This is a genomic window from Streptomyces sp. NPDC059718 (genome assembly GCF_042733315.1).
GTDB lineage: Bacteria > Actinomycetota > Actinomycetes > Streptomycetales > Streptomycetaceae > Actinacidiphila.
The window spans coordinates 165,962-192,385 of sequence record NZ_JBHWGA010000003.1 but is presented as its reverse complement, the minus strand read 5'-3'; the positions used below and the strand labels follow the sequence as shown (position 1 = coordinate 192,385).

At 72.2% G+C, this 26,424-nt stretch carries 18 protein-coding genes and 1 pseudogene; 3 read left to right on the top strand and 16 right to left on the bottom strand.

Annotated features, from left to right (window positions below; all coding sequences use genetic code 11):
• Positions 1–66: 66 nt before the first annotated feature.
• From ACFV3E_RS05605 to ACFV3E_RS05595, 3 genes are read right to left on the bottom strand one after another with little or no spacing between them, the layout of a single operon-like run.
• Entirely contained in the window at positions 67–1,824 is a 1,758-nt protein-coding gene (locus ACFV3E_RS05605; RefSeq protein ID WP_500533511.1) for an LCP family protein, read from the bottom strand.
• Positions 1,825–1,861: 37 nt separating this feature from the next.
• Positions 1,862–2,443 (bottom strand): nicotinate-nicotinamide nucleotide adenylyltransferase, encoded by a 582-nt coding sequence (gene nadD, locus ACFV3E_RS05600; protein WP_499511856.1) that lies wholly within the window; start codon positions 2,441–2,443, stop codon positions 1,862–1,864.
• Between the two features lie 34 nt (positions 2,444–2,477).
• Positions 2,478–2,636: a hypothetical protein gene (locus tag ACFV3E_RS05595; RefSeq protein WP_018556595.1), complete on the bottom strand. Its 159-nt coding sequence runs from the start codon at positions 2,634–2,636 to the stop codon at positions 2,478–2,480.
• 141 nt (positions 2,637–2,777) lie between these two features.
• Between ACFV3E_RS05595 and ACFV3E_RS05590 the strand changes: the two genes are divergently transcribed.
• Entirely contained in the window at positions 2,778–3,899 is a 1,122-nt protein-coding gene (locus ACFV3E_RS05590; protein ID WP_500533510.1) for a M48 family metallopeptidase, read from the top strand.
• Here ACFV3E_RS05590 and ACFV3E_RS05585 read toward each other — a convergent pair.
• From ACFV3E_RS05585 to proB, 5 genes are all read right to left on the bottom strand, one after another.
• A complete protein-coding gene (locus tag ACFV3E_RS05585; RefSeq protein WP_500533508.1) occupies positions 3,820–4,962 on the bottom strand; it encodes an SCO2583 family membrane protein in 1,143 nt (380 codons plus the stop codon). The genes ACFV3E_RS05590 and ACFV3E_RS05585 overlap by 80 nt on opposite strands.
• A 65-nt stretch (positions 4,963–5,027) precedes the next feature.
• Positions 5,028–5,516 (bottom strand): SCO2584 family spore wall biosynthesis protein, encoded by a 489-nt coding sequence (locus ACFV3E_RS05580; RefSeq protein WP_500533507.1) that lies wholly within the window; start codon positions 5,514–5,516, stop codon positions 5,028–5,030.
• Between the two features lie 71 nt (positions 5,517–5,587).
• Positions 5,588–6,913, bottom strand: coding sequence for a glutamate-5-semialdehyde dehydrogenase (locus tag ACFV3E_RS05575; protein WP_500533506.1), 1,326 nt, complete (start codon positions 6,911–6,913; stop codon positions 5,588–5,590).
• A gap of 90 nt (positions 6,914–7,003) precedes the next feature.
• A complete protein-coding gene (locus ACFV3E_RS05570) occupies positions 7,004–7,450 on the bottom strand; it encodes a DUF8830 family protein (protein WP_500533505.1) in 447 nt (148 codons plus the stop codon).
• Positions 7,451–7,576: 126 nt separating this feature from the next.
• Positions 7,577–8,695, bottom strand: a complete 1,119-nt coding sequence (proB, locus tag ACFV3E_RS05565) for a glutamate 5-kinase (protein ID WP_500372747.1) — start codon at positions 8,693–8,695, stop codon at positions 7,577–7,579.
• Positions 8,696–9,077: 382 nt separating this feature from the next.
• On the opposite strand from proB, the gene ACFV3E_RS05560 reads away from it, so the two are divergent.
• Positions 9,078–11,099, top strand: a complete 2,022-nt coding sequence (locus tag ACFV3E_RS05560) for a hypothetical protein (protein WP_500533504.1) — start codon at positions 9,078–9,080, stop codon at positions 11,097–11,099.
• Between the two features lie 78 nt (positions 11,100–11,177).
• Here the strand turns inward: ACFV3E_RS05560 and galE are convergent, their stop codons facing one another.
• A complete protein-coding gene (gene galE / locus ACFV3E_RS05555; protein ID WP_500533503.1) occupies positions 11,178–12,161 on the bottom strand; it encodes a UDP-glucose 4-epimerase GalE in 984 nt (327 codons plus the stop codon).
• Between the two features lie 38 nt (positions 12,162–12,199).
• Positions 12,200–16,597, bottom strand: coding sequence for a glycosyltransferase (locus tag ACFV3E_RS05550; protein WP_500533501.1), 4,398 nt, complete (start codon positions 16,595–16,597; stop codon positions 12,200–12,202).
• 480 nt (positions 16,598–17,077) lie between these two features.
• Between ACFV3E_RS05550 and ACFV3E_RS05545 the strand changes: the two genes are divergently transcribed.
• Positions 17,078–18,094 carry a CDP-alcohol phosphatidyltransferase family protein gene (locus ACFV3E_RS05545; RefSeq protein ID WP_500533500.1) on the top strand — a complete coding sequence of 339 codons (1,017 nt, stop codon included), beginning with the start codon at positions 17,078–17,080 and terminating at the stop codon, positions 18,092–18,094.
• Between the two features lie 98 nt (positions 18,095–18,192).
• Here ACFV3E_RS05545 and obgE read toward each other — a convergent pair whose 3' ends face one another.
• The 6 genes and pseudogenes from obgE to ACFV3E_RS05515 all read right to left on the bottom strand — a co-directional run.
• Positions 18,193–19,632 carry a GTPase ObgE gene (gene obgE, locus ACFV3E_RS05540; protein WP_500533499.1) on the bottom strand — a complete coding sequence of 480 codons (1,440 nt, stop codon included), beginning with the start codon at positions 19,630–19,632 and terminating at the stop codon, positions 18,193–18,195.
• Positions 19,633–19,747: 115 nt separating this feature from the next.
• Positions 19,748–20,002 (bottom strand): 50S ribosomal protein L27, encoded by a 255-nt coding sequence (gene rpmA, locus ACFV3E_RS05535; RefSeq protein ID WP_449706282.1) that lies wholly within the window; start codon positions 20,000–20,002, stop codon positions 19,748–19,750.
• Between the two features lie 14 nt (positions 20,003–20,016).
• Positions 20,017–20,337: a 50S ribosomal protein L21 gene (rplU, locus tag ACFV3E_RS05530; protein ID WP_018556584.1), complete on the bottom strand. Its 321-nt coding sequence runs from the start codon at positions 20,335–20,337 to the stop codon at positions 20,017–20,019.
• 232 nt (positions 20,338–20,569) lie between these two features.
• The gene (locus tag ACFV3E_RS05525) at positions 20,570–24,703 is read right to left on the bottom strand and encodes an Rne/Rng family ribonuclease (protein WP_500533498.1); all 4,134 of its coding nucleotides are present in this window, start codon (positions 24,701–24,703) and stop codon (positions 20,570–20,572) included.
• Between the two features lie 218 nt (positions 24,704–24,921).
• Positions 24,922–25,695: a TIGR03936 family radical SAM-associated protein gene (locus tag ACFV3E_RS05520; protein WP_500533497.1), complete on the bottom strand. Its 774-nt coding sequence runs from the start codon at positions 25,693–25,695 to the stop codon at positions 24,922–24,924.
• A gap of 101 nt (positions 25,696–25,796) precedes the next feature.
• Positions 25,797–26,424, bottom strand: a pseudogene (locus tag ACFV3E_RS05515) (hypothetical protein); the annotation flags it as partial.

Here is a 26,424-nt window from a genome sequence, read left to right as displayed (position 1 = left end):
GGACGTCGTACGTCCAGGGTCTCACGGACCGCGCTCGGTCCCCGACCGGTTATGGACCGCCCCCGGTCAGGTCTTCTCCGGCGGGCTGTAGTCCTGGCCCAGGACGACCGTGATGTCGGCGTTGGAGGCCACGCCGCCCTTCTTGGCGGCCTTGGCGGACAGGCCCAGCGTCTTGGCCAGCTCCTCCGCGTTCGTCTTCTGGCCGGCGTCGGCGTACAGGACCTGCGAGGTGGCCTGGGTGTCCGCGGTGGCGCCGGAGACGAAGGTGTAGCCGCCGCCGACGATCTGCACCTGGGCCTCGCCGGTGTTGGCGGCGACGCCGGTGGCGTTGCGCAGGGTGACCCGGGGGATGCCGTCGGAGTCGGTGTTGGTGACGGTGCCGCCGAGCACCTTCTTGACCACGTCCTCGGTGGCCTTCTCGCTCAGCGTGCCGTCGGGCTCCACCGGCAGCGTCTCGGTGGTGTAGTCGCCGCCCTTGGCCTCCTCCGACAGGGCCGCGAGGCTGCTGCCGAGGTCCTTCTCGGTCAGCGGGGGCTCGATGACCTGGTTGAGCCCCTCGACGGTCTTGGTCGCCAGGTCCGGGTCGCTGTACATCTTCTTCAGCACGGCCTGGACGACCTGCCCGAAGCGGGCCAGCTGCTTGTCGGGCCCCTCGCCCGGTCCCCGGTAGATGGCGTACGCGACGGCGGCCTGGCCGCCCAGCTCCTGCTGCTTGCCGGGCTTGACGAGGGTCTTGCCGTCCTGCTTCTTGCCTGCCTTCACCGTGGCGTCGGTGTCGACGAGGACTCCGCCGAGGGACTCGACGAGGTTGTCCAGGTACGGGGTGTCCAGCCGCCAGGTACCGCTGATCTTGGTGCCGAGCAGGCCTTCCAGCGCCTCACGGGTGGGGGCGGAACCGTTCTCCACGACGGACTTGCCGAGCGTGGTGCTGCCGCCGTCGTCGCTGCTCACGGCGAGCGAGTTCGGCAGCAGGACGGTGGTGCCCTTCTTGGTGGTCGAGTTGCTGACCAGCAGCGCGGTCGAGGTCGCCTCGCTGCCGACCGGGCGCAGGTGCAGCACGATGACGTCGCGCTTCTGGCCGCCCGCGGCCTGCTGGGCGGTCCCGGAGTCCGCGCCGAGGCCGGGGATCTTGCCGGCCTTCCACAGGTAGCCGACGCCACCGACGGCGGCCAGCACCAGGACGACGACCGCGGCGACCACGCGGTTGCGGCCGCGGCGCCTGGCCTCCTCGCGCCGCTCGGTGCGGGACTCGGTGAACTTCAGCCAGTCGATGACCTCTTCCGACTCCTCGGTCTCCTCGTCGACGAAGGAGAACTGGCCGGTGTGGTAGTCGGCTTCGGCCGCGGCGGAGCGGCCGGCGGCGGGCCGGGCCGGCGGCTCCTCGTAGGCGGGCTGCCGCTGGGCCGGAGGGGCCTGCGGCGGGGTCTGCGGGGGTGCCGGCGGCTGCTGTCCGTACTGCTGCTGCTCGTAGTACGGCTCCTGGTACTGCGGCTGCTGCGGGATCCACCCCTGGTACTGCTGCGTCTGCTGGGGCTGTTGGGGGTGCTGGGGTTGCTGCTGCGGCGGCTGCGGTTGCTGGTACTGCTGCTGCTGCTCCTGCGGGTAGTACGGCTGCCCGGAGTACCCCTGCCGGTCCTGGTAGGACTGCTGCTGGCCGGTCTGCTCACCGGCCTGCTGGGCGTACGGGTCGTACTGCCCGTACTCGTTGCCGTAACCGTTTGCGTAGTCGCCCGGCTGCTGTGCGTAGGGGTCTTCTCCGTAGGGGTCCTGACCGCCCCGCTCGGGTGTTCCCTCGGCGTATTGCCATCGGGGGTAGTCGTTCACTGGGGACCCCTCCAGTTGCCGATCAGCCGCTGATCACTTACCGGTACAGCCTGCGTTTGTCGATATAGCGAACGACGCCGTCGGGCACGAGGTACCAGACCGGCTCCCCCTTGGCGACCCGCTGACGGCAGTCGGTCGAGGAGATCGCCAGGGCGGGCACCTCCACCAGGGAGACCCCGCCGGCCGGGAAGCCGGGGTCGGACAGGGTGTGCCCGGGGCGGGTGACGCCGATGAAGTGCGCCAGCGAGAACAGCTCCTCGGCCTTGCGCCAGGAGAAGATCTGGGCCAGCGCGTCCGCACCCGTGATGAAGAACAGCTCCGCCTCGGGGTGCTCGGCCCGCAGGTCGCGGAGCGTGTCGATGGTGTACGTGCGGCCACCGCGCTCGATGTCACTGCGGCTGACCGAGAACTGCGGGTTCGACGCGGTGGCGATCACCGTCATCAGGTAGCGGTCCTCGGCCGCCGACACCTTCTGCTCGCTCTTCTGCCAGGGCCGGCCGGTGGGCACGAAGACCACTTCGTCCAGCTGGAAAAGGTGCGCCACCTCGCTGGCCGCCACGAGGTGGCCGTGGTGGATGGGATCGAACGTCCCACCCATCACACCGATTCGCTCCTTCATGCGGATAGACCCTACCCGCATCGCCTGATCGAGCTCAGCGGTCGCGGTTGAAGCGGGTGGTGATGAAGAGCAGCAGCAGCAGCGCGAACAGCGCGCCGCCGCCCGTGAGGTAGGGGCTCAGGCTCTCGTGGTTGCCGCCGCCCTCGCCCTCGGCGAGCGTGGTCAGAACGGCGGCGGTCGCGTAGGAGGTCATTCGGCTGTCCCTTGGTGGCTTCGGGGTCCGTCGACGGGCGGAGGACTCGGCAACATCGTACGGGCGGCCGGGGTGGAACTTCGCGGTGGCTCCGCGCGTCCTCACTAGGTACCCAACGGCCGAACAGGGGGGCGGGGACATATGTCCGGTCCGAACGATTCGAGTGGTGCGAGCGGCGGCGCGAACGACGGGGAGCGGCTGCCCGGACGCAACCGGCGGCGCTTCGAGGGCATCTCCTCGCGCGCGTACGAACACCCGGCGGACCGTTCCGCCCTGGTGGCACTGCGCAAGCTGAGCGGCTTCGACACCGTCTTCAAGGCGCTCAGCGGCCTGCTGCCGGAGCGCTCGCTGCGGCTGCTGTTCCTCTCGGACTCGGTGCGCGTCGGCGACCAGCAGTTCGCGCACCTCAACGACATGCTGCGGGACGCCTGCTACATCCTCGACCTGCCCAAGGTCCCGGCGATGTACGTGACCCAGGACCCGCAGCCCAACGCGATGTGCATCGGGCTGGACGAGCCCATCATCGTCGTGACCACCGGGCTGGTGGAGCTGCTGGACGAGGAGGAGATGCGGGCCGTCGTGGGCCACGAGGTCGGCCACGCGCTGTCCGGCCACTCCGTCTACCGCACGATCCTGCTCTTCCTGACCGGCCTGGCGCTGCGGGTGGCGTGGATACCGCTCGGCAACCTCGCGATCATGGCGATCGTCACCGCACTGCGCGAGTGGTTCCGCAAGTCGGAGCTCTCCGCGGACCGTGCCGGACTCCTGGTCGGCCAGGACCTGCAGGCCTCGATGCGCGGCCTGATGAAGATCGCCGGCGGCAACCACCTGCACGAGATGAACGTGGACGCCTTCCTGAAGCAGGCCGAGGAGTACGAGGAGTCCGGCGACCTGCGCGACTCCGTGCTGAAGATCCTCAACGTCCTGCCGCGCAGCCACCCGTTCACCACGGTGCGGGCCGCGGAGCTGAAGAAGTGGGCCGCGAGCCGCGACCACCAGCGCATCATGGACGGCCACTACCCGCGGCGCAGCGAGGACAAGGACACCTCGGTCTACGACTCGTTCAAGGAATCCGCGAGCCACTACGCCGAAACGGTGAAGACGAGCAAGGACCCGCTCATGAAGCTGCTCTCCGACATCGGGTCGGGGGCCGGAGACGTCGGCGGCCGGCTGCGCGACCGCTTCACCGGGACGCCGGGCTCGGGCTCCGGCCCGTCGGGGCGCCCGCCGAAGGACTCGCAGGACCCGCCGCCGGAGGGCTGATCGCCGGTCCGGCCGCCGGGGCCGGGGCGAGCACCCCGCACACCGAGCTGATCTCGTGGTGGTGGTCGTAGGGGTCGACCCCGGGCTGCACCGGCGGCCGCTGCCCGGCCAGCAGCGGCAGGAAGTGCGCCACGGGGGCGGTCACGCAGGACAGCGGCCCGGCCTCGACGGCGGCCTGCAGCAGTTCCACGTGCTTGTCGCGCAGGTCGGCGCGGTCGAAGCGCAGCCGCAGCTCGCGCCGCACGGTGAACAGCGAGGCCTGGCCGCTGCCCCCGGTGGCGGCCTGCACGGCGTAGACCAGGGTGTGGTCCGTGACGACCTCCAGGGCCCCCTCCCCCGCCTCGGCCACGGTCATGGTTCCGCGCACCTTGACCTCGTCATCGGCGAGGGCGACGCGGGTGGGGTCGAAGCGCACCAGCCAGCCGGTCGCCGCGTGGCGCCCGTCGTCGGCGGGCCGCTCCAGGCTGCGGTCGAACTGGTCGAGCTGCCCGGGGTCCAGCATGGTGCGCACCGTGCGGATGTCCCCGCCGGTCAGCGCGTCGGGATCGGCGGAGGAGGCGACCAGGTAGTCCTTGGCGGAGACCAGGGCCTGCATGACCTGGCTCTCGCTGAAGTGCGCGGTGCGGCGCGCCGGCGGCAGCGCGTACCCGGTCGCGCCGGCCCGGTAGTGCTCGGCGCGCTGCCCGGCGAACGGCCGGGCCCGGTCCACGGCGGCCACCGCGGCCGTGGGGGCGAGCGGCAGCAGGGTGATCTGCAGCGACTGCGCCACGGGAGGGGCGGGCTGGTCGTAGGGATTGCGTATGCCCAGGTAGACGGCGGTGCCGAAGGCCACGGCGATCAGGAGGACGAGGACCAGGGCCTGGCGCGGGGCGCCGCCGCGGGCCCAGAGCCGGCGGGTGCGCACCGAGCGGGCCGATCCGTCCAGCCGCTCCCGCGCGGAGAACTCCTGTATCCGGGCAGCGCGGACGAACGATTCGTCGAAGACGACGGATCGGTACTCGTCCTCACCACCTCCCGGGGAGCCCTCGGGGTTCCCCTCCGGTGGGTCTCCAGGCCCGGCCATACAACAAGCGTAGGTCTGTCAGGGCCCTTTAAAACGTCCTGGTACGAGACAAGTTCGAGAGGCGTTCAGGGGGTGTGGCTGACCGCCACCGGGGGTAGCGACGGGGCTCCGATCCGGCCGGTCGGGGAGGGCGGTACGGAGGGCTGGCGGGCCCCTCCGGCGCCCCGGTAGACCGCCGCGAAGGTCAGGGCGACGACGCCGATGCCCATCACCACGGCGAGCACCCACGCCACGGTCCGGTGCCAGCGGCCGTGCCCCCGGTACGGGCGGCGCTGGGCGTAGAGGTCCTCGTACTCCTCGTCCTCCGCGGAGTGCTCGGCCTCCTCCCGGGCGTACGGACCGCCGCCGTCCTCCCCGCCCAGCACACGTGGACGGGACGCCTCGGCCTCGGCCTGTGCCGTGGCGGCGGCGAGCATGCGCTCGTGGGCGCTCGGTTCATGGAAGGCGGCCGCCCGTATGAAGGCCTCGTCGAGCACCACGGACGCGAATTCGTCATCCGCGCCACCGTGGTCCTCGCCGTCCGGGAACGGCTTGCCCCCCAGTTCGTCCGGCACCCGTCCAGAATAGGGCCGATGACGCGGATTGGGCAGGCCGCTCGGAAACTCCGTCCGTCCGCCGGGGCGGGTCAGCCCCGGACGTGGCCGTCCCCGGTGTAGACGTACTTGGTCGAGGTCAGCTCCGGAAGGCCCATCGGCCCCCGGGCGTGCAGCTTCTGGGTGGAGATGCCGATCTCCGCGCCGAAGCCGAACTGCCCGCCGTCGGTGAACCGGGTCGAGGCGTTGACGGCGACGGCCGCGGAATCCACCAACCGGGTGAACCTGCGGGCGGCCGGCTGCGAGGTGGTGACGATGGCCTCGGTGTGCCCGGAGGACCACAGCCGGATGTGCTGCACGGCGGCGTCCAGCGAGTCCACCACGGCGGCGGCGATGTCGTAGCTCAGGTACTCCGTCTCCCAGTCCTCCGCGGTGGCCGGGACGACGGTGGCCTTGGTGCCGCTCTTCTCGGCCAGTTCCCGCACCCGCTCGTCGGCGTGCACGGTGACCCCGGCCCCGGCCAGCGCGTCCAGGGCGCGCGGCAGGAAGTCGGCGGCGATGTCCCGGTGCACCAGCAGCGTCTCGGCGGCGTTGCACACGCTCGGGCGCTGCGCCTTGGAGTTGAGCAGGACCGCGACGGCCGTGTCGAGGTCGGCCTGCGCGTCCACGTACACATGGCAGTTGCCGGTGCCGGTCTCGATCACCGGGACGATGGACTCCTCGACCACCGTCTTGATGAGGGAGGCGCCGCCGCGCGGGATGAGCACGTCGACCATGCCGCGGGCGCGCATCAGCTCGCGCACCGACTCCCGGCTCTCCCCCGGCACCAACTGGACGGCGTCGGCGGGCAGTCCGGCGCCGCCGACCGCGTCGCGCACCACCGTCACCAGCGCGGAGTTGGAGTGGAACGCGGAGGAGGAGCCGCGCAGCAGCACCGCGTTGCCGGACTTCAGGCACAACGAGGCCGCGTCCACGGTGACGTTGGGCCGGGCCTCGTAGATGATGCCGACCACGCCCAGCGGCACGCGGATCTGGCGCAGGTCCAGCCCGTTGGGCAGCGTGGAGCCGCGCACCACCTCGCCGACCGGGTCGGGCAGGCCGGCCACGTCCCGCACGTCGGAGGCGATGGCGCGGACCCGCTCGGGGGTCAGTGTCAGCCGGTCCACGATCGCCTCGTCGGTGCCCGCCCCACGGGCGCGGGCGACGTCCTCGGCGTTGGCCTCGACGATCTCCCGCGTGCGGACGACCAGGGCGTCGGCGATGGCCAGCAGCGCGTCGTCCTTCACCGAGCGCGGCAGCGGCGCGAGGTCTTCGGCGGCCGCACGGGCGCGGTAGGCGGCCTGCAGCACCGGGCTCTTCGGCCACGGCGAGGGCAGGGAGGCGGCGAGGTCGTCGTTGCTGTGGCTGCGGCTGCTCATAGCGGCCAGGGTACGGCGTGGGCGCCGGCCGGCGGGGCGGCTTTCCGGCGGGTGAGACCGTGCCGCGCACGGCGGCCGGGCCGGTGCGGCTCAGTAGGGGTGCACGCCGACGGGCGCCGCCGGGGGCGGTCCGTAACCCTCCGCGAGGCGCTGGTGGTAGGTGCCGCGGTCGATGACCTCCAGGCCCACCGTCTCCCAGGGCGGCAGATTGGCGGAGGAGCGGTGCTCGCCCCACAGCCGCAGCGCGATCGCGGCGGCGTCGTGCAGGTCGCGGGCCTCCTCCCAGTACCGGATCTCGGCGTGGTCGGCCGCGTACCGGCTGGTCAGCAGGAAGGGGTGGTCGTTCGCGAGCTGCTCCAGCGCGCGCCGCACCTCGGCGAGCGGGGCCTCGGGCCCGGAGACGCTGAGCGTCACGTGCCAGAGCCGGGACACGGGGCGCTCCCGCGCCGGCGGGGCGGTGTCGTCGCTCGTCACGCTCACCAGTGTCCGCTCCGCCGTCCCTCGGGACGACGATGCCCCTGGGCGCCCTCGTCTCACCGGCGGCCTCCCTGTCGTCCCTGTCGTCGCGTCCCTGGCCGGATTCCGTGCTCCGCCCTCAAAGTCCAGCAGCCCGGGCGCGGGCGCGGGGCGGTTTTCACGAAGTAACCACGAAGGAGGTCCGCCTCAGTGGTGCAGGAGTACGAGGTCGTCCCGGTGCACGACCTCGCGCTCGTAGGCGGGGCCGAGCTCCCGCGCCAGTTCGCGGGTCGAGCGCCCGAGCAGCCGGGGCAGCTCCTTGGCGTCGAAGTTCACCAGGCCCCGCGCGACGGCGTGGCCGGAGGTGTCGCGCAGTTCGACCGGGTCGCCGGCGGTGAAGTGGCCCTCGACCGCCGCGATGCCGGCCGGCAGCAGTGAGGTGCGGCGCTTGACGACCGCCTGCACGGCGCCGTCGTCCAGGATCAGCGCGCCGAGCGGGGTGGAGGCGTGGGCCAGCCACAGCAGCCGGTCGGCGGAGCGCTTGCCCGTGGCGTGGAAGACGGTGCCGGTCCGCCGTCCGGCCAGGGCGTCCGCGGCCTGCGAGGCGGAGGTGAGGACGACCGGGATGCCGGCGCCGGCGGCGATCCGGGCGGCCTCGACCTTGGTGACCATGCCCCCGGTGCCGACGCCGGCCTTGCCCGCGCTGCCGATGGAGACGCCCTCCAGGTCCCGCGGCCCGTGCACCTCCTCGATGCGCGAGGTGCCCGGGAGGGCGGGGTCGCCGTCGTAGAGCCCGTCGACGTCGGAGAGCAGGACGAGCAGGTCGGCGCGGACCAGGTGGGCGACGAGGGCGGCGAGGCGGTCGTTGTCGCCGAAGCGGATCTCGTCGGTGGCCACCGTGTCGTTCTCGTTCACGATCGGCATGGCGCCCATGGCGAGCAGCTTGTCCAGCGTGCGGTAGGCGTTGCGGTAGTGCGCCCGGCGGCTCATGTCGTCGGAGGTGAGCAGCACCTGGCCGACCCGTACGCCGTACCGGGCGAAGGAGGCCGTGTAGCGGGCGACGAGCAGACCCTGGCCGACGCTGGCGGCGGCCTGCTGCCGCGCCAGGTCCCGGGGCCGCCGGGTGAGCCCGAGCGGTGCCAGGCCGGCGGCGATGGCGCCGGAGGAGACCAGGACGACCTCCTTGGCGGCCGCGCCCTCCTGGGTCCCGCGCGCCTTGGCCAGCACGTCCACGAGGGCGTCCACCCGGTCGGCGTCCAGGCCCCCGGCCGCCGTCGTCAGCGACGACGACCCGACCTTGACCACGACCCGCCGGGCCTCCGCCACGTCCTGCCTCGCGCTCGCCACGTCCGTCCCTTCCCTCTCCCGGCTTCGCAATCTACGGCAGTCGGGCGACCCGGCGCCGCCGCCTTCCACCCACCGGACCGGGAGTGGGACGCGCGGACCGGGGCAGGTGCGTGGGAAACCTGTACGCGGGGCCTGACGGAGAGGTAGGAAGTTCCCATAACACGACTCTTCGATTCGTAATCGTTCAGGTCGGACATCGCCGATCAATGGGAACGATTTGCCACTGGAATCGAACAGGGGGCAGCGTGCACGTGAACGGCGGCCCGCGGCCCCGGACGGAGTGTGCACGCCTGCGCTCCGCTGCGGTTCCGTCGGGCCAGCGCACGTACGACGATGGGAAGTTGCTGCTGTGAAACGTGCCATGGGGAGCGGGCCGGAGGTCCACCAGTTCGGCCTCCTGCTGGTCCAGGCCTGCGCCTTGATCGCCCAGGCCGCGGGCGTGGTCCTGCCGAACGCGTACCTGCTGGCCGGCGCCGCGGCGGTGGGCTACGTCGCCGACGTCTGCCTGTACTCGGGGCAGCGACCTCCGACCCGGGTCCTCGGCCTGCTCCAGGCGGAGGCGATCACCCGTCAGTCACTGCGCGACCTGCTGCTCGTCATCGGACTGCTGCGCCTGGACCACCCGGCGTCGACGTGGTTCCACCTCGTGTGCCTGGCCGGCCTGCTGTACGTCCACGGCGCGCACATCGGGCTCCAGGCGGGAACGATCCTGGTGCAGCGCGCCCGGCGGCTGCCCGTCATCACCCGGAACATCGACACCTCCGAACTGCCGCTGCCCGCACCGCCCCCGGCCCTGATCACCCGTCAGCCCGGACTGCGGCTGCTGCTCATCGGGCTCCCCGCGACCACCGGGCTCACCGTCACCGCGGCGACCGGCACCAACGTCTTCGCCGCCGACGGAATCCTGCTGTCCGCGGTCCTGGCCTCCGTGGCCCTCGCGGTGCTCGGCCGGTCCCTGCTGCCGGGCCGGCGCCCGCCGCGGCAGGACGAGGTCCTCGAGTGGTTCGACCGCTGGCTGGAGCGCTACCAGCCCACGGTCGGCATGTACTTCTCCGGCAGCGCCAACTCCGCGTATCAGGCCAACATGTGGCTGTCCGCCCTGGCCCAGATGGACGGCCGGCCGGTCATCGTGCTGCGCGAGCGGACGATGGTGCAGCGCATCGGCCCCACCGACGTCCCCATCGTGTGCCTCCCGAAGGTCGCCCACCTGCTGCGGCTGAACGACTCCAGCCTCAAGGTGATGATCCACCCGGCCAACGCGGCCAAGACCTCCCAGGTGCTGCGCATCCCGACGATCATGCACGCCTTCGTCAACCACGGCGAGAGCGACAAGCTGTCCAGCTGCAACCCGTACGCCAAGGCCTACGACGAGGTCTGGGTGGCCGGCCCCGCGGCCCGCGAGCGCTACGCCCTGGCCTCGGTCGGCGTGGCGGACGAGGACGTCACGGAGGTCGGCCGTCCCCAGCTGGCGGGCATCCTGCCGTACGGTGGGCCGCCCGCGCCCGGTGACCCGGTCACGGTGCTCTACGCGCCGACCTGGGAGGGCTGGACCGAGGACCCGGGCAACACCTCGATCGTGCTGGCCGGGGAAGCCCTCGTCAGCCGGCTGCTGGCCGAACCCGGCGTCCGCCTGGTCTACCGGCCGCATCCGCTCACCGGCACCGTGGACCCGCGGGCGGGTGCCGCCCACCGGCGGATCGTCGCGCTGATCGAGAAGGCCAACCACGAGCGTCCCCCGGCCCCGCCCCTGCCCGCGCAGCGCGAGCTGCTCCACCGCATGGAGCGCGAGCTGGGCCGGCTGACCGACGCCTGGTCGCTGACCGACGCCGACGACCTGGAGCGCATGGCGGACCGCGGCAGGACGCAGGACGGGAGCATCGCCGAGGCCGTGCAGCGGGCGACCCTCTCGTGGGAGACGGCGTACTGGTCGGTGCACCCCGCCGAGGAGCACCAGGTGATCGTCGATGAGCGCCCCGGCCTCTACTCCTGCTTCAACCACTGCGACGTGCTGATCACCGACGTGTCGAGCGTGATCTCCGAGTTCCTGATGAGCGGCAAGCCCTACGCCGTGACCAACACCACCGACCTGACCGAGGCCGGGTTCCGCAAGGCGTTCCCCACCGTCCGGGCCGGGACCGTGCTCACCCCCGACGCGGCGGGTCTCGGCGAACTGCTGGCCGTCGTGCGCGGCAAGGCGGAGGACACCCTGGCAGCGGCCCGTCTGGACCTGAAGGGGCACCTGCTGGGCCCGGCCGCGCCGCCTTCCTCCGAGCGCTTCCGGGACGCGGTGCAGGCGCTCGCCGCCCGGGCCGACGAACGACGCGCCAGGACGGCCGGCGGCACCGCGCAGGCGGTACCGAAGCAGCGCGCCAACGCCCTGTGAGCAGTGGCGACGCAACGGACGGGGCCTCCGGCCGAGCGCTGCCGCTCGGCCGGAGGCCCCGTCCGTCAGGTCGCGGGGTCAGCCCCGGGCCGACTCCGGGTGGCGCAGGCACCAGCCCGCCCAGGCGGACGCGACCATCTCGCGCACCTCGTGGCGGGCCGTCCAGCCCAGCTCCTCCTCGATCCGCGAGGCGGAGGCGACGACACGGGCAGGGTCGCCGGGGCGGCGCTCGATGACCTGAGGCGTCGCGTCGGTGCGGCCGGTGACCGAGCCGATGATGCCCACCATCTCGGCGACCGAGACGCCCTCGCCACGGCCGATGTTCAGCACCAGGGCGGCGGTCGGGTCCTCCGCCAGCCGGCGCGCGGCGGCGACGTGGGCCGACGCGATGTCCTCGACGTGGATGAAGTCACGGATGCAGGTGCCGTCGGCGGTCTCGTAGTCGTCACCGAAGATCAGCGGCGGCTTGTCCTGGGAAAGCCGCTCGAAGACCATCGGCACGAGGTTGAAGATCCCGGCGTCACCCAGCTCGGGGGTGGCCGCGCCGGCCACGTTGAAGTAGCGCAGGCAGGCGGTGGCGATGCCGTGGGCAGCACCCGTCGCCCGGACCATCCACTCGCCGACGAGCTTGGTCTCCCCGTACGGGCTCATGGGCGCGCACGGGGTCTCCTCGGTCACCAGGTCGACGTCGGGCATCCCGTAGACCGCGGCGGAGGACGAGAACAGGAAGCTGGTCACCCCCGCGCGCACCGCGGCCTCCAGGACGGTCTGCAGGCCCTGGACGTTCTCCCGGTAGTAGTAGAGCGGACGCTCCACCGACTCCCCGACCTGCTTCTTCGCCGCGATGTGCACGATGCCGCGCACCGAGTGCTCCCGCAGCACCCGGTCGAGCAGCTCCGCGTCGAGTACGGAGCCCTTCTCCAGGTGCACGCCGGCGGGCAGCCGCTGCGGGTCGCCGGTGCTCAGATCGTCCACGACCACGACCTGCTCGCCGCCGTCGACCATCGCCTTCACCACGTGCGAGCCGATGTAGCCGGCGCCGCCGGTGATCAGCCACGTCATCGTTCTCATCCTCTCCACAGGCCCTTCAGGACCGTCCGTCAGGAGCGGCCGGCCTTCGCGCCGAGCCGGTTCACCGCGTCGTACACGCGGGCACAGTTGTCCCTGTCCCGGTGGACGAAGAACGAGTTCACCCGCTCGCGGTACGGACTGCTCACCTCGAACCGACCGTCGATGGCGGCGATGATCTCGTCGACCGCGTCGTCGACCGTGTGGCAGACGGGGCCGAAGCCGTCCTCGGTGAGGTTGTAGTAACCGCGCCGGTAGTGCTGGGTGTAGAACTCTTCCTCGTCGTAGGGCACGTAGACCACGGGCTTGCCCATGTAGGCGACGTCGAAGAAGACCGACGAGTAGTCCGTGACCAGGAGGGAGCACTCCCTCATGGCCTCCTGGACACCGCGCTTGGTCTGGTCGGCGACCTCGATGCTCGGGTGGTCCACCTGGAAGTGCCGCAGGTAGGGGCGGATCTCGTAGTGCGGGTAGAACTCCAGCCGCACGCCGGAGCGCTCGAGCGCCCCGCGCAGTCGCTCGTCGGCGAGCAGCCGCGAGTAGAAGCGGAAGTACTCGGAGGCCGCGAACTGCACCGTCGGGCGCCGACTGCGGTTGTAGGAGGGCACCACGATGTCACGCCGCCAGGTCGGCATCAGCAGGATCGTCAGACGGTCCGCCTCCGCGGGCTCCAGCTTGTCGAAGCGCGGGAAGCCGAGCGCGACGACCTCGTCCTTGCCGTAACCCATCTCGCGGGAGATGTAGTCGGCCTCGCTCTCCGCCACGGCCACGAAGAGGTCCACGTTGGTGAACTGACGGTGCGCCGACTGCGACACGTCGTTGTACGTCACTCCGTGCTGCAGGAACACCCGGCGGTAGTGGAGCAGGTCGCCGAAGCGGCGCAGGAACTCCGGCTTGGAGATGTTGGGGGGCGCGAGGTAGGCCTCGAGGTCGTACGGCGAGATCAGCCGCGTCGCGTTGAGGAGGTACAGACGGTGCCGCAGCGTGCCGCGGGCCACGACGTTGCCGAAGGGCGCGACCTTGGCGCGGTCCGCCGCCTTGGCGTCGATCACGTAGTAGACGTTCCGCCGCGCGTGGTTCTCCCGCATGTACCGGAAGAAGTGGTAGCCGTTGTCCTGGGCGGTGTCGTGGCGCTCCCCGACCACCCAGATGTCCCTGCGGCCGAGGACGGGGCGGCTGATCCAGTAGAGCAGCCGCAGCAGCCACCCGGGCCGGCGCGCGAGGACGTCTGCCGTCTCGGACCACAGGCGGTTCAGGGAGTGGCCGATCCGCCGGACGGACCCGGCGCGGGCCACCTTAAGGCTCGGCGTGTTGTCCGCGCCGATGCCGACCTCGTAACGGAAGCGGCCGATCCGCTCGGTGCCCTTGGTACGGTGCGCCACGGGGCGCGCCGTCAAAGGGATGCCCACGGAGGCGTCGCCGTCGTGCACCCGGAGGGTGAGCGAGTAGGAGCCGCCCTTCAGCGCGGACAGGTCCGCGGGGGTCAGCACCGCGCGCCAGCCGCCGTGGAGGTCCTGGCGCTTGCGGGCGTGCCAGCGGTCCCTCCGGTAGACCTGGACCACCGGCACCGACACACGGTGCGAGGCGGTCTCCAGGTCCAGCGTGAGCTCGTTCTCCAGGAGCGGGGTGAGGTCGACGCCGCTCAGCTGCAGCAGACCCTCGACCTGCAGGTCGCCGTCGACCGGCCGGATCGACTCCAGAAGGGCGGCCCGCCCCTCGACCTGGAGGATCGTGGAGGGCTCGATGTCCCCCTCGAGCCGGCGGTGCACCGCCTCGCCGGTGATGAACAGCCGCGGCACGTACACCGGCGCGTCGCCGGGTGCGCAGAAGACCGACAGGCTGCCCGACTTCACGGCGTGGTGCAGCAGCCGGGAGCGCTCGGTCACTGCGTAGTCGAGGATCACGTCGTCCGGGATGTCCTTGTACAACGCGCGGACGTCCGCGTAGATCTCGGCCAGGCCCGCCCGGTTCAGCATCTTGGGCAGCGTGGTCATGCACGCCTCGAAGGAACCCGCGACGAAACGCTGCAGCAGCGCGCGGCTGCCCGCGTCGGCCGGCAGCGGGTCGGACAGCAGGGACGTGCACAGCGTCAGCAGCTGCCGGGCCTCGGAGAGCCGGTCACGGATCACCGGGGCCGCCTCGTCCCCGGACACGGCCGCGGCGGTGCCGTACACATGGGCGTCGACGAGCGCGATCCGCTCGGCCCGCAGGAGGGCGGAGACACCGAGGCGGACCCGGTCCGACCGCCCGTCGGGGCCCAGGTCGGCCGTCAGGCCGCGCAGCGTCCCGGCGCTGAACAGCTTGTTGGCGAGATCCGTGGCGAAGACCAGCTCCGGGGCGGCGGCGGCTCCCTCGAACACCTCCTGGCCCGTGCCGAAGTACTGCTTCCAGGCCACTTCGGGGGCGGTGTCCTCGGCGCGGGGGCCCCGGTCGAGGTCACCGAGCACGACGTCCGCCGAGTGCCGCGCGGCGACGGCGACCAGCCGGCCGAGTGCGCCCTCGGCGAGGACACCGGAACCGTCGAGGAAGATCACGTAGGGGGCGGTCGCCTGCTCCAGGACCGTTTCCGCGGAACTGCCCGCCGCGCCGTCGACGACGCTCACGTTGCCGTGCGCCGCCACGACGTCCGCGACGGCCCCGGCTCCGGTGCCCACGACCAGCACCTGCGCCCGGGGGAACTCGTCCTGGAGGACGACCGAGCTCAGGCAGGCGCGCAGCGCCTCCGGCTCCTCGCCGGCCGGGACGACCACCGTGACGGACGGGGACTGCGGTGCCACCGCTGCGGCCGGAGCCGGGCGCTCGCGCCACCAGCCCCAGTCCGCCTCGTGCACGCGCAGACGGGCGAAGCCCGCTCCGTCGAGGCCGGTGAAGCGACGCAGGGCGAGGTTGCCGCTGGCCGTCGTGTACGCCTCGAACCCGTTCTCGCTCAGCGTCCGGTTGAGGGCGCCGAGGTCCCGGCCGCGGACGCACACGGCGGTGGTGTGCTTGCGGTCCTTCCAGACGAGCTGGCACATCACGTTCACGGTTCCCTCTGCGGGGAACTCACCGACCAGCTCGTCGAGGGTCAGCGACGCCGTGTAGCCGATCGTCGAGGGGGTCACACGGACGTCGGCCACCCGGCCGATCGTCTTCTTCCCCAGTTCCTTGGAGCGGCTGAACAGGACCAGCTCCAGCTTGTCGCCCGCGGCCACGCGGCCGAACTGGTTGACGATCTCACCGGAGAAGGCGAGGGTGCGCCCCGTCAGGTCCAGCGAGACGGCCTGGTTGAACATCCGGGAACTCTCGAACCTCTCGTTCTCCAGTCCCAGCTCGGTCACGTCGAGGAAGGTACGGGCGCCCGGCAGGGAGAGGTGGCTGCCCGACCAGTAGACGCGCCCGCCCTCCGTGTGCAGGTCCGTGGAGACGACACCGCGGCGCTGCTCGAAGTCGGCGACGGTGAGCGCCTCGGGGATCATCGTGTGGCGCAGGTAGAAGGCCCTCACCCGGTCCAGCGGCGCGCACAGGCCGTAGGCCTCCTCGTCGATGCCGCCGAGGTAGCCCGAGACCAGCCGGCCGAACTCCGCCAGGTAGGTCTCGTCTGCCTGGCGCAGTTCCTTCATGTAGAGCCGGACGTCGTGGCTGATGAACTTCGCGTCCTTGTAGAGCTTCAGCTCCCGGGCGTCGTTCTCCAGCAAATAGGCGTCCGCCATGCGGTGCACACGAACACGGTCGGATATGCTCCGGATCTCACCACGCCTATTCGTGATGGAAGCCGCGTCGCCCGTATCGGTCGCCTTGTCCTCCCAGATCCAGTGGTAAACCGGCTCCGCGAGAACGGATATCCCCCTGGCCCGGTGGTAGGACTTCACCGAGAAATATGTGTCCTCGTAGAACACGCCCTCCGGAAAGAAGACCTCGTTGTCCACCAGGAATTCACGGCGGTAGAGCTTGGCCGCGGCAATGGGGTCGTTCAGCAGCTCGGGCCATTCCGTGACGCTTGCCACGTGGCGGTCCGAGGTGTAGAGGGCGGGCTGCCAGGTCGTCATGGTGCCGCGCCCGAGGTTCACCCGCTCCGCACGCCCGGCGGTGATGTCCGCCCCGGTCCGCTCGGCACCGGCGAGGAGCAGCTCGCACGCCGTGGCGGGGATCTCGTCGTCGGAGTCGAGGAACATGACGTAGGTGCCGCGGGCGGCCCGGATGCCGTCGTTGCGCGGTGCGCCCACCCCGCCGCTGTTGCTCTCCCGGCGGATCAGGCGGAGTCCCGGGACGCGATCGGCGTAGTCCTCCACCACGTCACAGGTGGGGTCACCGGAGGCGTCGTCGACGACGACGACCTCGAAATCCTGGAATGTCTGGACCGCCAATGAGTCCAGGGTCCGTCCGACGGTCTCCGCCGCGTTATATGCGGGCACGATCACCGTGATCAATGGATGAGCGTCGCGCGGGGACATCAAGCCTCCATTTCAGGAACTTCTCACCGGGACACGGCTGGCCCCTGCTTTGGAAGCTCGTGACATCCCAAACCGTTGGAGACGAGTTCACACCTGCCACATGAACAGTGGGTGACAGGAGGACCGGCGGACCCCCGAACCACATACAATAGCCTGCCACCCCTCAGGGCCATCCCATCCTAAGTGCACAACGGTACAAATCGGACTGTGTCCTACGCCACATCCGCTGGGTCGTGCACGCATCTTGACATCGGCGGATCGCGGCGATTCAAGCCCCCCAAGGGACCATTGCCAGGGGCGGCCCCGCGTTCCCATTGCCCGCAGGCTGTATGGTATTTCAGGCGGATGCCTTGGATCAGCCGGGACCGCGGGTGCGACAGCCCCACCGGCGACAGCAACGGCGCTACTGCGTCAGCCGTCAAAGTGATCAGGCCGCGGAAGCGCCTGGATGCCCAATTCGCCTCGAAAGGGTCCTCTTTCATGGAAATACCGCCCCTCGCGGAAGTACGTCGCCTCACCGAGAAAAAGCGGGACGCCTGGTGGACCGTATTCCTGGTCGACCCGGTGGCGACGCCCTTGGTGCGCTGGACGGCCATGCGGACCCGTCTCACCCCGAACCAGATCACCTGGGGCGCGCTCCTGCTGGGCCTCGGGGCGGCGGCCTGCTTCGCGCTGGCCGACTGGAAGTGGCTGATCCTGGGCGCGGTCCTTTACCACTTCAGCTTCATCCTCGACTGCATGGACGGGAAGCTGGCGCGCCTCACCGGCAGGGGCTCGGAGTTCGGCGGCTGGCTGGACTACATCTTCGACCGCGTGCGCGTGGTGTGCTGCGCCGCCGCCCTCATGGGCGGCCAGTTCTACCGCACCGGTGACTCCATCTACATGTGGCTCGCCCTCGCCGTCATCTTCCTCGACGCGCTGCGGTACCTCGACGCCCTGCAGATCTTCAAGGTCCGCGCCAACATGCGGAAGAAGCTCGAGCTGCGCCAGTCCGAGGTGCACTCGAAGCAGTCCCTGCGGTTCATGGAGGACCTGCTCCGCGAGGAGGAGGCCGGCGACGAGACGCCGAAGGGCGTCGTCCCCGCCCAGCGCGCTGCCGTGCCCGCCACCACCCAGACGGTGACGGCCGACGCGGGCGCCCAGGGCGAGCCCGCCGACGGTCAGGCACCGGTCGTCGACCTCCAGCAGAGCTTCAAGAAGCGCTTCGCCTCCTACGGGGCCTTCCGCGACTTCCTGATCCGGCACCGCGTGCGGCCGCACCTCATCAGCGGCATCGAGTTCCAGATGGCGGTGTTCATCATCGCGCCGCTGACCGGCGCCGTCATCGGCACCACCATCGCCGCGGCCGTGCTGCTGCTGCTCTTCGAGTTCGCCATCATCTACAAGCTGCTGCTCTCCACCCGCGACTTCGAGCGTTTGATGGCCCGCCTCGACGAGGACGCCCGGTCGAACGCCGGTAACGACGGAACCGCGCCCCTGCACGCGTCCATGAGCTGACCCCACCCGCCTGCCGGCCCCTCGGAGGCCGGACGCACACGACAAGGGCCGGTCCCCCTCGATGAGGGGGACCGGCCCTTGTGCGTTGTCGCCGGGGCTCAGGATTCGAAGGGGTCGAAGCCCTCGAACTCCTCCTGTGCGTCGTCGCGTTCGGCGTCGCGGTCCTTGCGGCGCTGGGCGGCGGGGCGGGGCGCGTCGAACCGGTGGTCCTCGCCGCGCCGTCCGAGCATCTCCGCGCCGGCCGCCACCGTCGGCTCCCAGTCGAAGACCACGGCGTCGTCCTCGTCGCCGATGACGACCTCGTCGCCCTCGCGGGCGCCGGCCTTGACCAGTTGCTCCTCGACACCGAGGCGGGCGAGCCGGTCGGCGAGGTACCCGACGGCCTCGTCGTTGGCGAAGTCGGTCTGGCGCACCCAGCGTTCGGGCTTCTCGCCGCGGACGCGGTAGAAGCCGTCCTCGGCGGTGACGGTGAAGCCGGCGTCGTCCACGGCCTTGGGCCGGATGACGATGCGGGTGGCCTCCTGGACCGGCTGGGCCGCGCGCGCCTCGGCCACGATGCCGGCGAGGGCGTAGGACAGCTCGTTGAGGCCCTTGTGGGCCACCGCGGACACCTCGAAGACCCGGTAGCCGCGCGCCTCGAGGTCGGGGCGGACCATGTCGGCGAGGTCCTGGCCGTCGGGGATGTCGACCTTGTTGAGGACGACGATCCGCGGACGGTCCTCGAGACCGCCGTACGCCCGCAGTTCCGCCTCGATGACGTCGAGGTCGCTCAGCGGGTCACGCTCGGACTCCAGGGTGGCCGTGTCCAGGACGTGCACCAGGACGCTGCACCGCTCGACGTGCCGCAGGAACTCCAGGCCTAGGCCGCGTCCCTCGCTGGCGCCCGGGATGAGCCCGGGGACGTCGGCGACGGTGAAGACGGTCGAACCGGCCGTGACCACGCCCAGGTTGGGGACGAGCGTGGTGAAGGGGTAGTCCGCGATCTTCGGCTTGGCCGCCGAGAGCACGGAGATGAGCGAGGACTTGCCCGCGCTCGGGTAACCGACCAGCGCCACGTCGGCGACCGTCTTCAGCTCCAGGACGAGGTCCCGGCTCTGACCGGGCTCACCCAGCAGCGCGAACCCCGGGGCCTTGCGGCGCGCCGAGGCCAGCGCCGCGTTGCCGAGGCCGCCGCGGCCGCCCTGGCCCGCGATGAAGGTGGTGCCGTGGCCGACGAGGTCCGCGAGCACGTTGCCGTGCCCGTCCATGACGACGGTGCCGTCCGGGACGGGCAGGACCAGGTCCGTGCCCTCCTTGCCGGAACGGTTGCCGCCCTCGCCGGGCTTGCCGTTGGTGGCCTTGCGGTGCGGGTGGTGGTGGTACTCGATGAGCGTGGTGACCGACTGGTCGACGACCAGCGTCACATCGCCGCCACGGCCGCCGTTGCCGCCGTCCGGGCCGCCCAGCGGCTTGAACTTCTCCCGGTGCACGGAGGCGCAGCCATGGCCCCCGTTACCCGCGGCGACGTGCAGCTCGACGCGGTCCACGAAGGTGGTCATGCGGATGTTCCTCCAGATGCGTACGGGAATGTCTGTGGGTTAACGCGCCGAGGGCGGACCTGCTTCCCGGTCCGGGAAACAGGGTCCGCCCTCGGTGAAGTCGTATCGCGGCCGATCAGGCGACCGGGACGATGTTCACGACCTTGCGACCACGGCTGGTGCCGAACTCGACCGCACCGGCGGCGAGGGCGAACAGCGTGTCGTCCTTGCCACGGCCGACGCCCGAGCCGGGGTGGAAGTGGGTGCCGCGCTGGCGGACGATGATCTCACCGGCGTTCACGACCTGGCCGCCGAAGCGCTTGACGCCGAGCCGCTGGGCGTTGGAGTCGCGACCGTTCCGGGTGGACGATGCGCCCTTCTTGTGTGCCATCTCTCCTCAGTCCCTTACTTCGCAGCGGCGGGGATGCCGGTGATCTTCAGCGCCGTGTACTGCTGACGGTGACCCTGACGACGGCGGTAGCCGGTCTTGTTCTTGTACCGCAGGATGTCGATCTTCTGGCCCTTGTGGTGGTCCACGATCTCGGCCTGGACCTTGATCCCGGCCAGCACCCACGGGTCGCTGGTGACAGCGTCGCCGTCGACGACGAGGAGCGTCGAGAGCTCGACCGCGTCGCCAACCTTGCCAGTGGAAATCTTGTCAACCTCGACGATGTCGCCGACGGCCACCTTGTGCTGGCGGCCACCGCTGCGCACGATTGCGTACACGCGGAACTCACTCTCTCGCTCGGATCGTCACTCCTGACGCCAGCCGTCCCTGCGGTGCTGGGGGGCCTCTGCCGGCCGTGGCCGGTAGGAAGATGCTCAGGAATGGGCGTCAAAACGCCGAAGGTCAAGGTTACGGGGCGTCCCCGATGGGGTCAAACCGGGGCCTGCGCGACCCCGTACGCGCCGCGGGCCGTCCCCCGGTGGGGAACGGCCCGCGGACGGTGACCCGGGGTCAGGGCGCCTCGGTGGGCGCCTCGGCCGTGGCCTTGGCGGCGGCCTTCTTCGCCGTCGTCTTCTTGGCCACCGTCTTCTTGGTGGCGGTCTTCTTGGCGACCGTCTTCTTCGCGGCGGCCTTCTTCGCCGGTGCCTTCTTCGCGGCCGTCTTGCGCGCGGCCCGCTTCTTCGGCTCCGCCTGCCCGGCCTCGACGGCCTCCGTCCCCGCCTCGGCCGCCGGGGTCTCCTGCGGCTGCGCCTCGGTGCCGGGGACGACCACGACCGCGGCCTCCTCGCCGGCGGACGGCGCACCCGCGGGGGCGGACACCCTGCGCGTGGCACGACGGCGCACCGGCGCGGCCGGCGCCTGGACCTCCGCCACCGGCTCCGGCTCGGGGGCCGGGGCCGGAACGGCCGTCTCCGCAGCGGGGACGACCACGGTGGCGGCCTCACCGGCGGGGGCGCTCGGCGCGGTGGCCTTGCGGGTCGCCCGGCGCCGGCCGCGGACCGGTGCGGCGGGCTCCTGCGCCGCCTCGCCGGTGTCCACGACGGCGGGCGCCTCGGGGGCGGTGGCCGTCGCGGCCTCCGCCGCCTGGGGCTCGGTGACCGGGGCGACCGCCGGGACGACGGTGACGATCTCGGCCGTGGCGTCCGGAGAGCTCACCGGGGCGGTGACCCGCCGCGAGGCGCGCCGCCGGGAACGCCGGCCCGCCGCCGCCTCGGCCTCGGCCGGGCTGCCGTACCAGTCCTCGTCCCCGCCGACGGCAGGGACCAGCTCGGCCTCGGTGACCGCGACCGGCTCCAGCTCCGGAGCCTCCTCCGCGGCCTCCTCGGCCTCGGTGAGGGCGGCGGTCTCCGCGACCGCCGGCTCCTCCGCCGCGCCGCCGCGACGGCGCTTGCGCTTGCCGCCGCCACCGGCCGCCGTGGCCTGGTCCATGTGGACGATGACGCCGCGGCCGTTGCAGTGCACGCAGGTCTCGGAGAAGGACTCCAGCAGGCCCTGGCCGACCCGCTTGCGGGTCATCTGCACCAGGCCCAGCGAGGTGACCTCGGCCACCTGGTGCTTGGTGCGGTCCCGGCCCAGGCACTCCAGCAGCCGGCGCATGACGAGGTCGCGGTTGGACTCCAGCACCATGTCGATGAAGTCGATCACGATGATGCCGCCCAGGTCGCGCAGCCGCAGCTGGCGCACGATCTCCTCGGCCGCCTCCAGGTTGTTCCTGGTGACCGTCTCCTCAAGGTTGCCGCCCTGGCCGGTGAACTTGCCGGTGTTGACGTCGATGACGACCATCGCCTCGGTCCGGTCGATCACCAGCGAACCGCCGCTCGGCAGCCAGACCTTGCGGTCCAGCGCCTTCAGCAGCTGCTCGTCGATCCGGTACGTGGCGAAGACGTCGACCTCGGAGGTCCAGCGGCCCAGCCGCTCGGCCAGGTCCGGCGCGACGTGCGAGACGTAGCCGTGGATGGTCTCCCAGGCGGTGTCGCCGCTGACGATGACCTTGCCGAAGTCCTCGTTGAAGATGTCGCGGACGACCCGGACGGTCATGTCCGGCTCGCCGTAGAGCAGCGACGGGGCGTTGCCGCTCTTGGCCTTCTTCTGGATGTCCTCCCACTGCGACTGCAGCCGCTCGACGTCACGGCGCAGCTCGTCCTCGCTCGCGCCCTCGGCGGCGGTGCGCACGATGACGCCCGCGTCCTCGGGGACGATCTTCTTGAGGATCTGCTTCAGCCGGGCGCGCTCGGTGTCGGGCAGCTTGCGGCTGATGCCGGTCATCGAGCCCTCGGGCACGTAGACCAGGTAGCGGCCGGGCAGCGAGACCTGGCTGGTCAGGCGGGCGCCCTTGTGGCCGATCGGGTCCTTCGTGACCTGGACGAGCACCGACTGGCCGGACTTGAGGGCCGCCTCGATGCGCCGCGGGCCGTTGCCCATGCCCAGCGCCTCGAAGTTGACCTCACCGGCGTACAGCACCGCGTTGCGGCCCTTGCCGATGTCGACGAACGCGGCCTCCATGGACGGCAGCACGTTCTGGACCTTGCCCAGGTAGACGTTGCCGACGTACGAGGTGGCCTGCTCCTTGTTGACGTAGTGCTCGACGAGGACGCCGTCCTCCAGCACGCCGATCTGCGTCCGGTCGCCGTTCTCACGGACGACCATGACGCGCTCGACCGCCTCCCGGCGGGCCAGGAACTCGGCCTCGGTGATGATCGGCACACGGCGGCGGCCCTGCTCGCGGCCCTCGCGGCGCCGCTGCTTCTTGGCCTCCAGACGGGTGGAGCCCTTGATGGACTGCACCTCGTCGACCGGCTCCGCCGCCTTGCGAGGCTCACGGATCTTGACGACCGTGCGCTCCGGGGCGTCCTCGCCCAGGCCCTCCTCGGCCGTCCCCTCGCCACCACGGCGGCGACGACGGCGACGGCGGCGGCTGGTGCTGCTGCTCTCGGCGTCCTGGTCCTCGTCCTCGTCGGACTCGTCCCCGGACTCCTCGTCCTCGTCGGAGGTCTCCTCGTCCTCGGCGGCCTCGCCGCGACGACGACGACGGCCACCGCGACGGCGACGGCGGGACGTCCGCTCGCCCTCCTCGTGCTCGTCGGCCTCGGACTCCTCCGCCTCGGCCTCCGCCTCGTCCTCGTGGGCGGGCTCGGGCTCCTCGTCGGCGTGCTCCGTCACGGCCGTCTGCGCGGCCTCCACGGCCTCCGCGGGCTCCGCGGGCTCGCCACGGCGACGACGGCGGCGACGGCGCCCGGCGGTGCCGCCGGCGTACTCCTCGGCCTCGGCCCCGGCCTCGGGCTCCTCCTGCTCCTCGGTCTCCACGGGCTCCGCCGGCTGCCCGGCCTGCGCCTGGGCGGGGGCCTGGAACACCGGTGCTTGGAACACGGCCATGGGCGGCCGCACGACCCTGCGACGGCCTCGCGCCGGGGCGGGCTCCGCCTCGGGCTCGACCTCAGGGGCGGCCTCGGCCTCGGGGACCGCGGCGGGCTCGACGCCCTGCGCCTCCTGGACCTCGATGACGATCGTGTCCGCGGGGACGCCGAACGCCTCCGCGACGGCCGCGACCGCGGCGACGCGGGCCTCCTCGACGGTGTCGCCGTAGCCGCGGATCTCGTAGGCGTCCTCGACCTCGACGGCCCAGCCGGAACCGTCCGGGACGGCCTTGGCGGTGTAGGTGCGCCGCTCAGGGGCGGCGCCCTCGGCGGCCTCGTCCCCGGCCCGGGCCCCCGCCTCGTCACGCGGCGCGAGAGCGCCCGGCTTCAGACGGCGGGAGCCGTCGTCGGCGGCGAGGAAGGAGGCGGCCGGAGCGGTACGCCGCCGCGAACGGGTGGTCCTGGACTTCTCGGCCTGGGGCTTCTCGGCCCTGCCCCGCTTCGGCTTCTCCGCGGGCTCCTCCTGCAGGGCCTTCGCGGGCGCGTCGGCGGCGGCCGCGGCCACGTCCTCGGCCGGGGCCGGCTCGGGGGTGGTCACCTTGCGCGTGGCACGGCGCCGGCCACGGGCCGGAGCCGCAGGCTGCTCGGCCTGCTCCGCCCCGGGGGCGGCCTCGGCGTGCAGCGGCAGGTCGGCCTGGAGCTCCTTCGCCTGCGTGTCGGCGGCGGCCGCGGGGCCGGCCGTCTCCTCGCCGCCCGCGACCGGCTCGGGGCTGGTCACCTTGCGCGTGGCACGGCGCCGGGTACGGGCCGGAGCCGCAGGCTGCTCGGCCTGCTCGGTCCCCGGGGTCTCGGTGGCAGGGGTCTCGGTGGCAGGGGTCTCCGCGGCGGGGGCCTCAGGGGCGGCCGCAGGAGCGGTGGCCTTCCGCGTCGCGCGGCGACGCGCCGGAGCGGGGGCGGCCTCGGCCGCCTCCTCCTCGGCGGACCCGGCAGGCTGCGGCTCCGGGGCGGCGGACTTGCGGGTCGCCCGGCGCCGGGTACGCGCGGGGGCGGGTTCGGCCTCGGAATCGGCGGATGGGGCCTCGGCCGGTATGGCCGGCGGCTCGGCGGCCCCGGCGGGGGCGCCGGACGTCACGTCCTGACCGGCCTCGCCGGCCGCGGGCGGTCCCGCGGGGCGGCTGGCCGCGCGGCGACGGCGGCGCGGAGCGACCGTCGCCTCGGTGTCGGTGCCGCCGGAGGCGGCTTCGGTGGCGCCGTTCTCCGGCGCCTCGTTCGGCTCGTTGTGCTCGAGCATGCGGGCATTTCTCCCGTCACGCTCCCGGGCGCCGCGTCCTGGTCCGGTTCGCGGCGGTCCGCGTCCTCGCGGTTCCGCCGCCCGGGGGCGCGGGCGCCACACGGGAGCTGTCGTGTAGCTCGTCGGCACCGCCCTAACGGGCCGACGAAAGTCTCGTCTGATGCGTGCTGCCGGACCCGGGTCTCCCCAGATACATCGGCCGCACAACGACGACGGTCCTAGGCGGAACCCTCCGGCACCGTCGCGGCATCGCGGTCGGGCGCGAGCGGATCGGTCACCGTGCCGGTCTCCTCGTCGAGCGGCCCCTGCGCCAGCCTGGTCACCGCAGCGGGGACCGGCGGCGCGAGGTCGGCCACCGCACGGAGGCCGGACAGGACGTCGTCGGGTCGTACGGCGGGTGTCACATGCCGAACAACCAGCCGCAGTATCGCACAAGCTCCTGGCGTCGGCCTATCGGCACCCTGTTCGAACATACCGTCCTGGGCCCCGGCCACCTGCGGATCGACCGCTTCGAGCCGGGTGACGGCCTCGCGCGCGTCGAAAGTCCGCACGCCGTTCTTCGTCATGCGCTGGACCTCGACGGTCCCCGCGGCCAGGAAAGCGGCCACGGCCCGCTCGGCCGCGACGTGCTCCACACCGTCCAGCCGCAGCTGCCACACGGACGCCTCCAGCCGCTCGGCGAGCCCCGAGGCACGGGCCTCCACGGCCTCGACCACGTCGAGTCCGTCCGGCAGCGACTCGTCCAGCAGCAGGCGCAGCTTCTCCGGCTCACGGGCCTCGGAGAGCGCGATCTCCAGGTACTCGGCCTCGCTCGCGACGCCGGTGGGTGCGGCGTTGGCGTACGACACCTTCGGGTGCGGGGTGAAGCCCGCCGAGTACGCCATGGGCACCTCGGCGCGCCGCAGCGCCCGCTCGAATGCGCGCTGGAAGTCGCGGTGGCTGGTGAACCGGAGGCGGCCGCGCTTGGTGTAGCGCAGTCGGATGCGCTGCACCGCGGGTGCGGGCGGCGGGCCTTCGGGCTGTCGCTTGCCCAGTGTCGTTCAGTCCCTCGTACGTCTGGTCACCCCGGACGGGGTTGCTTGTGTCTTCCAGATTACTGGGGGTTCCGGCCTTCCGGTTCCCCACGGCGCCCGCCACGCTCCACCGGTCGCGGCGCGCCGGTCAACGCCCTCCGCAGATCGGCGCGCACCCCGCGCACGGTCTCCCGCACGGTGGCCAGCGCGTCGCGCACCACCCGGCCCGCCTCGGCCGCCGCCCGCCGCACCGGTCGCCACACGGGCAGCACGAGGGTGCGCCACACCCAGCCGGCCGGAACCACCAGAACCACGGTGACCAGCCACTTCAGCGCCCGCCCCACGGCCCGCGAGACGTACCCCGCCACACGCCAGCCCACCAGCAGGGCGTCCCGGACCTCCCGGGCGACCGGCACGAGCACCCTGCCCCACAGGAAGCGCAACGGGGCCACGACCACCCACCGCACCAGCCATCCCACCGCCACGGCCAGCGGCACCAGGACATGGCGGTACACCGCGACCACCGGAACCACCACGAGGACCCGGACCGCCCACCGGGCCAGCCACGCCGCCCCGGCGGCCAACGGCACCAGGACATGGGCGTACAGCGCCGCCAAGGGCACCACCAGCAGCACCCGTACCGCCCACACCGCCCCCGCGCCGGCCGCCCGCCCCAGCGGGACGAGCACGTACCGCCACAGCGCCACC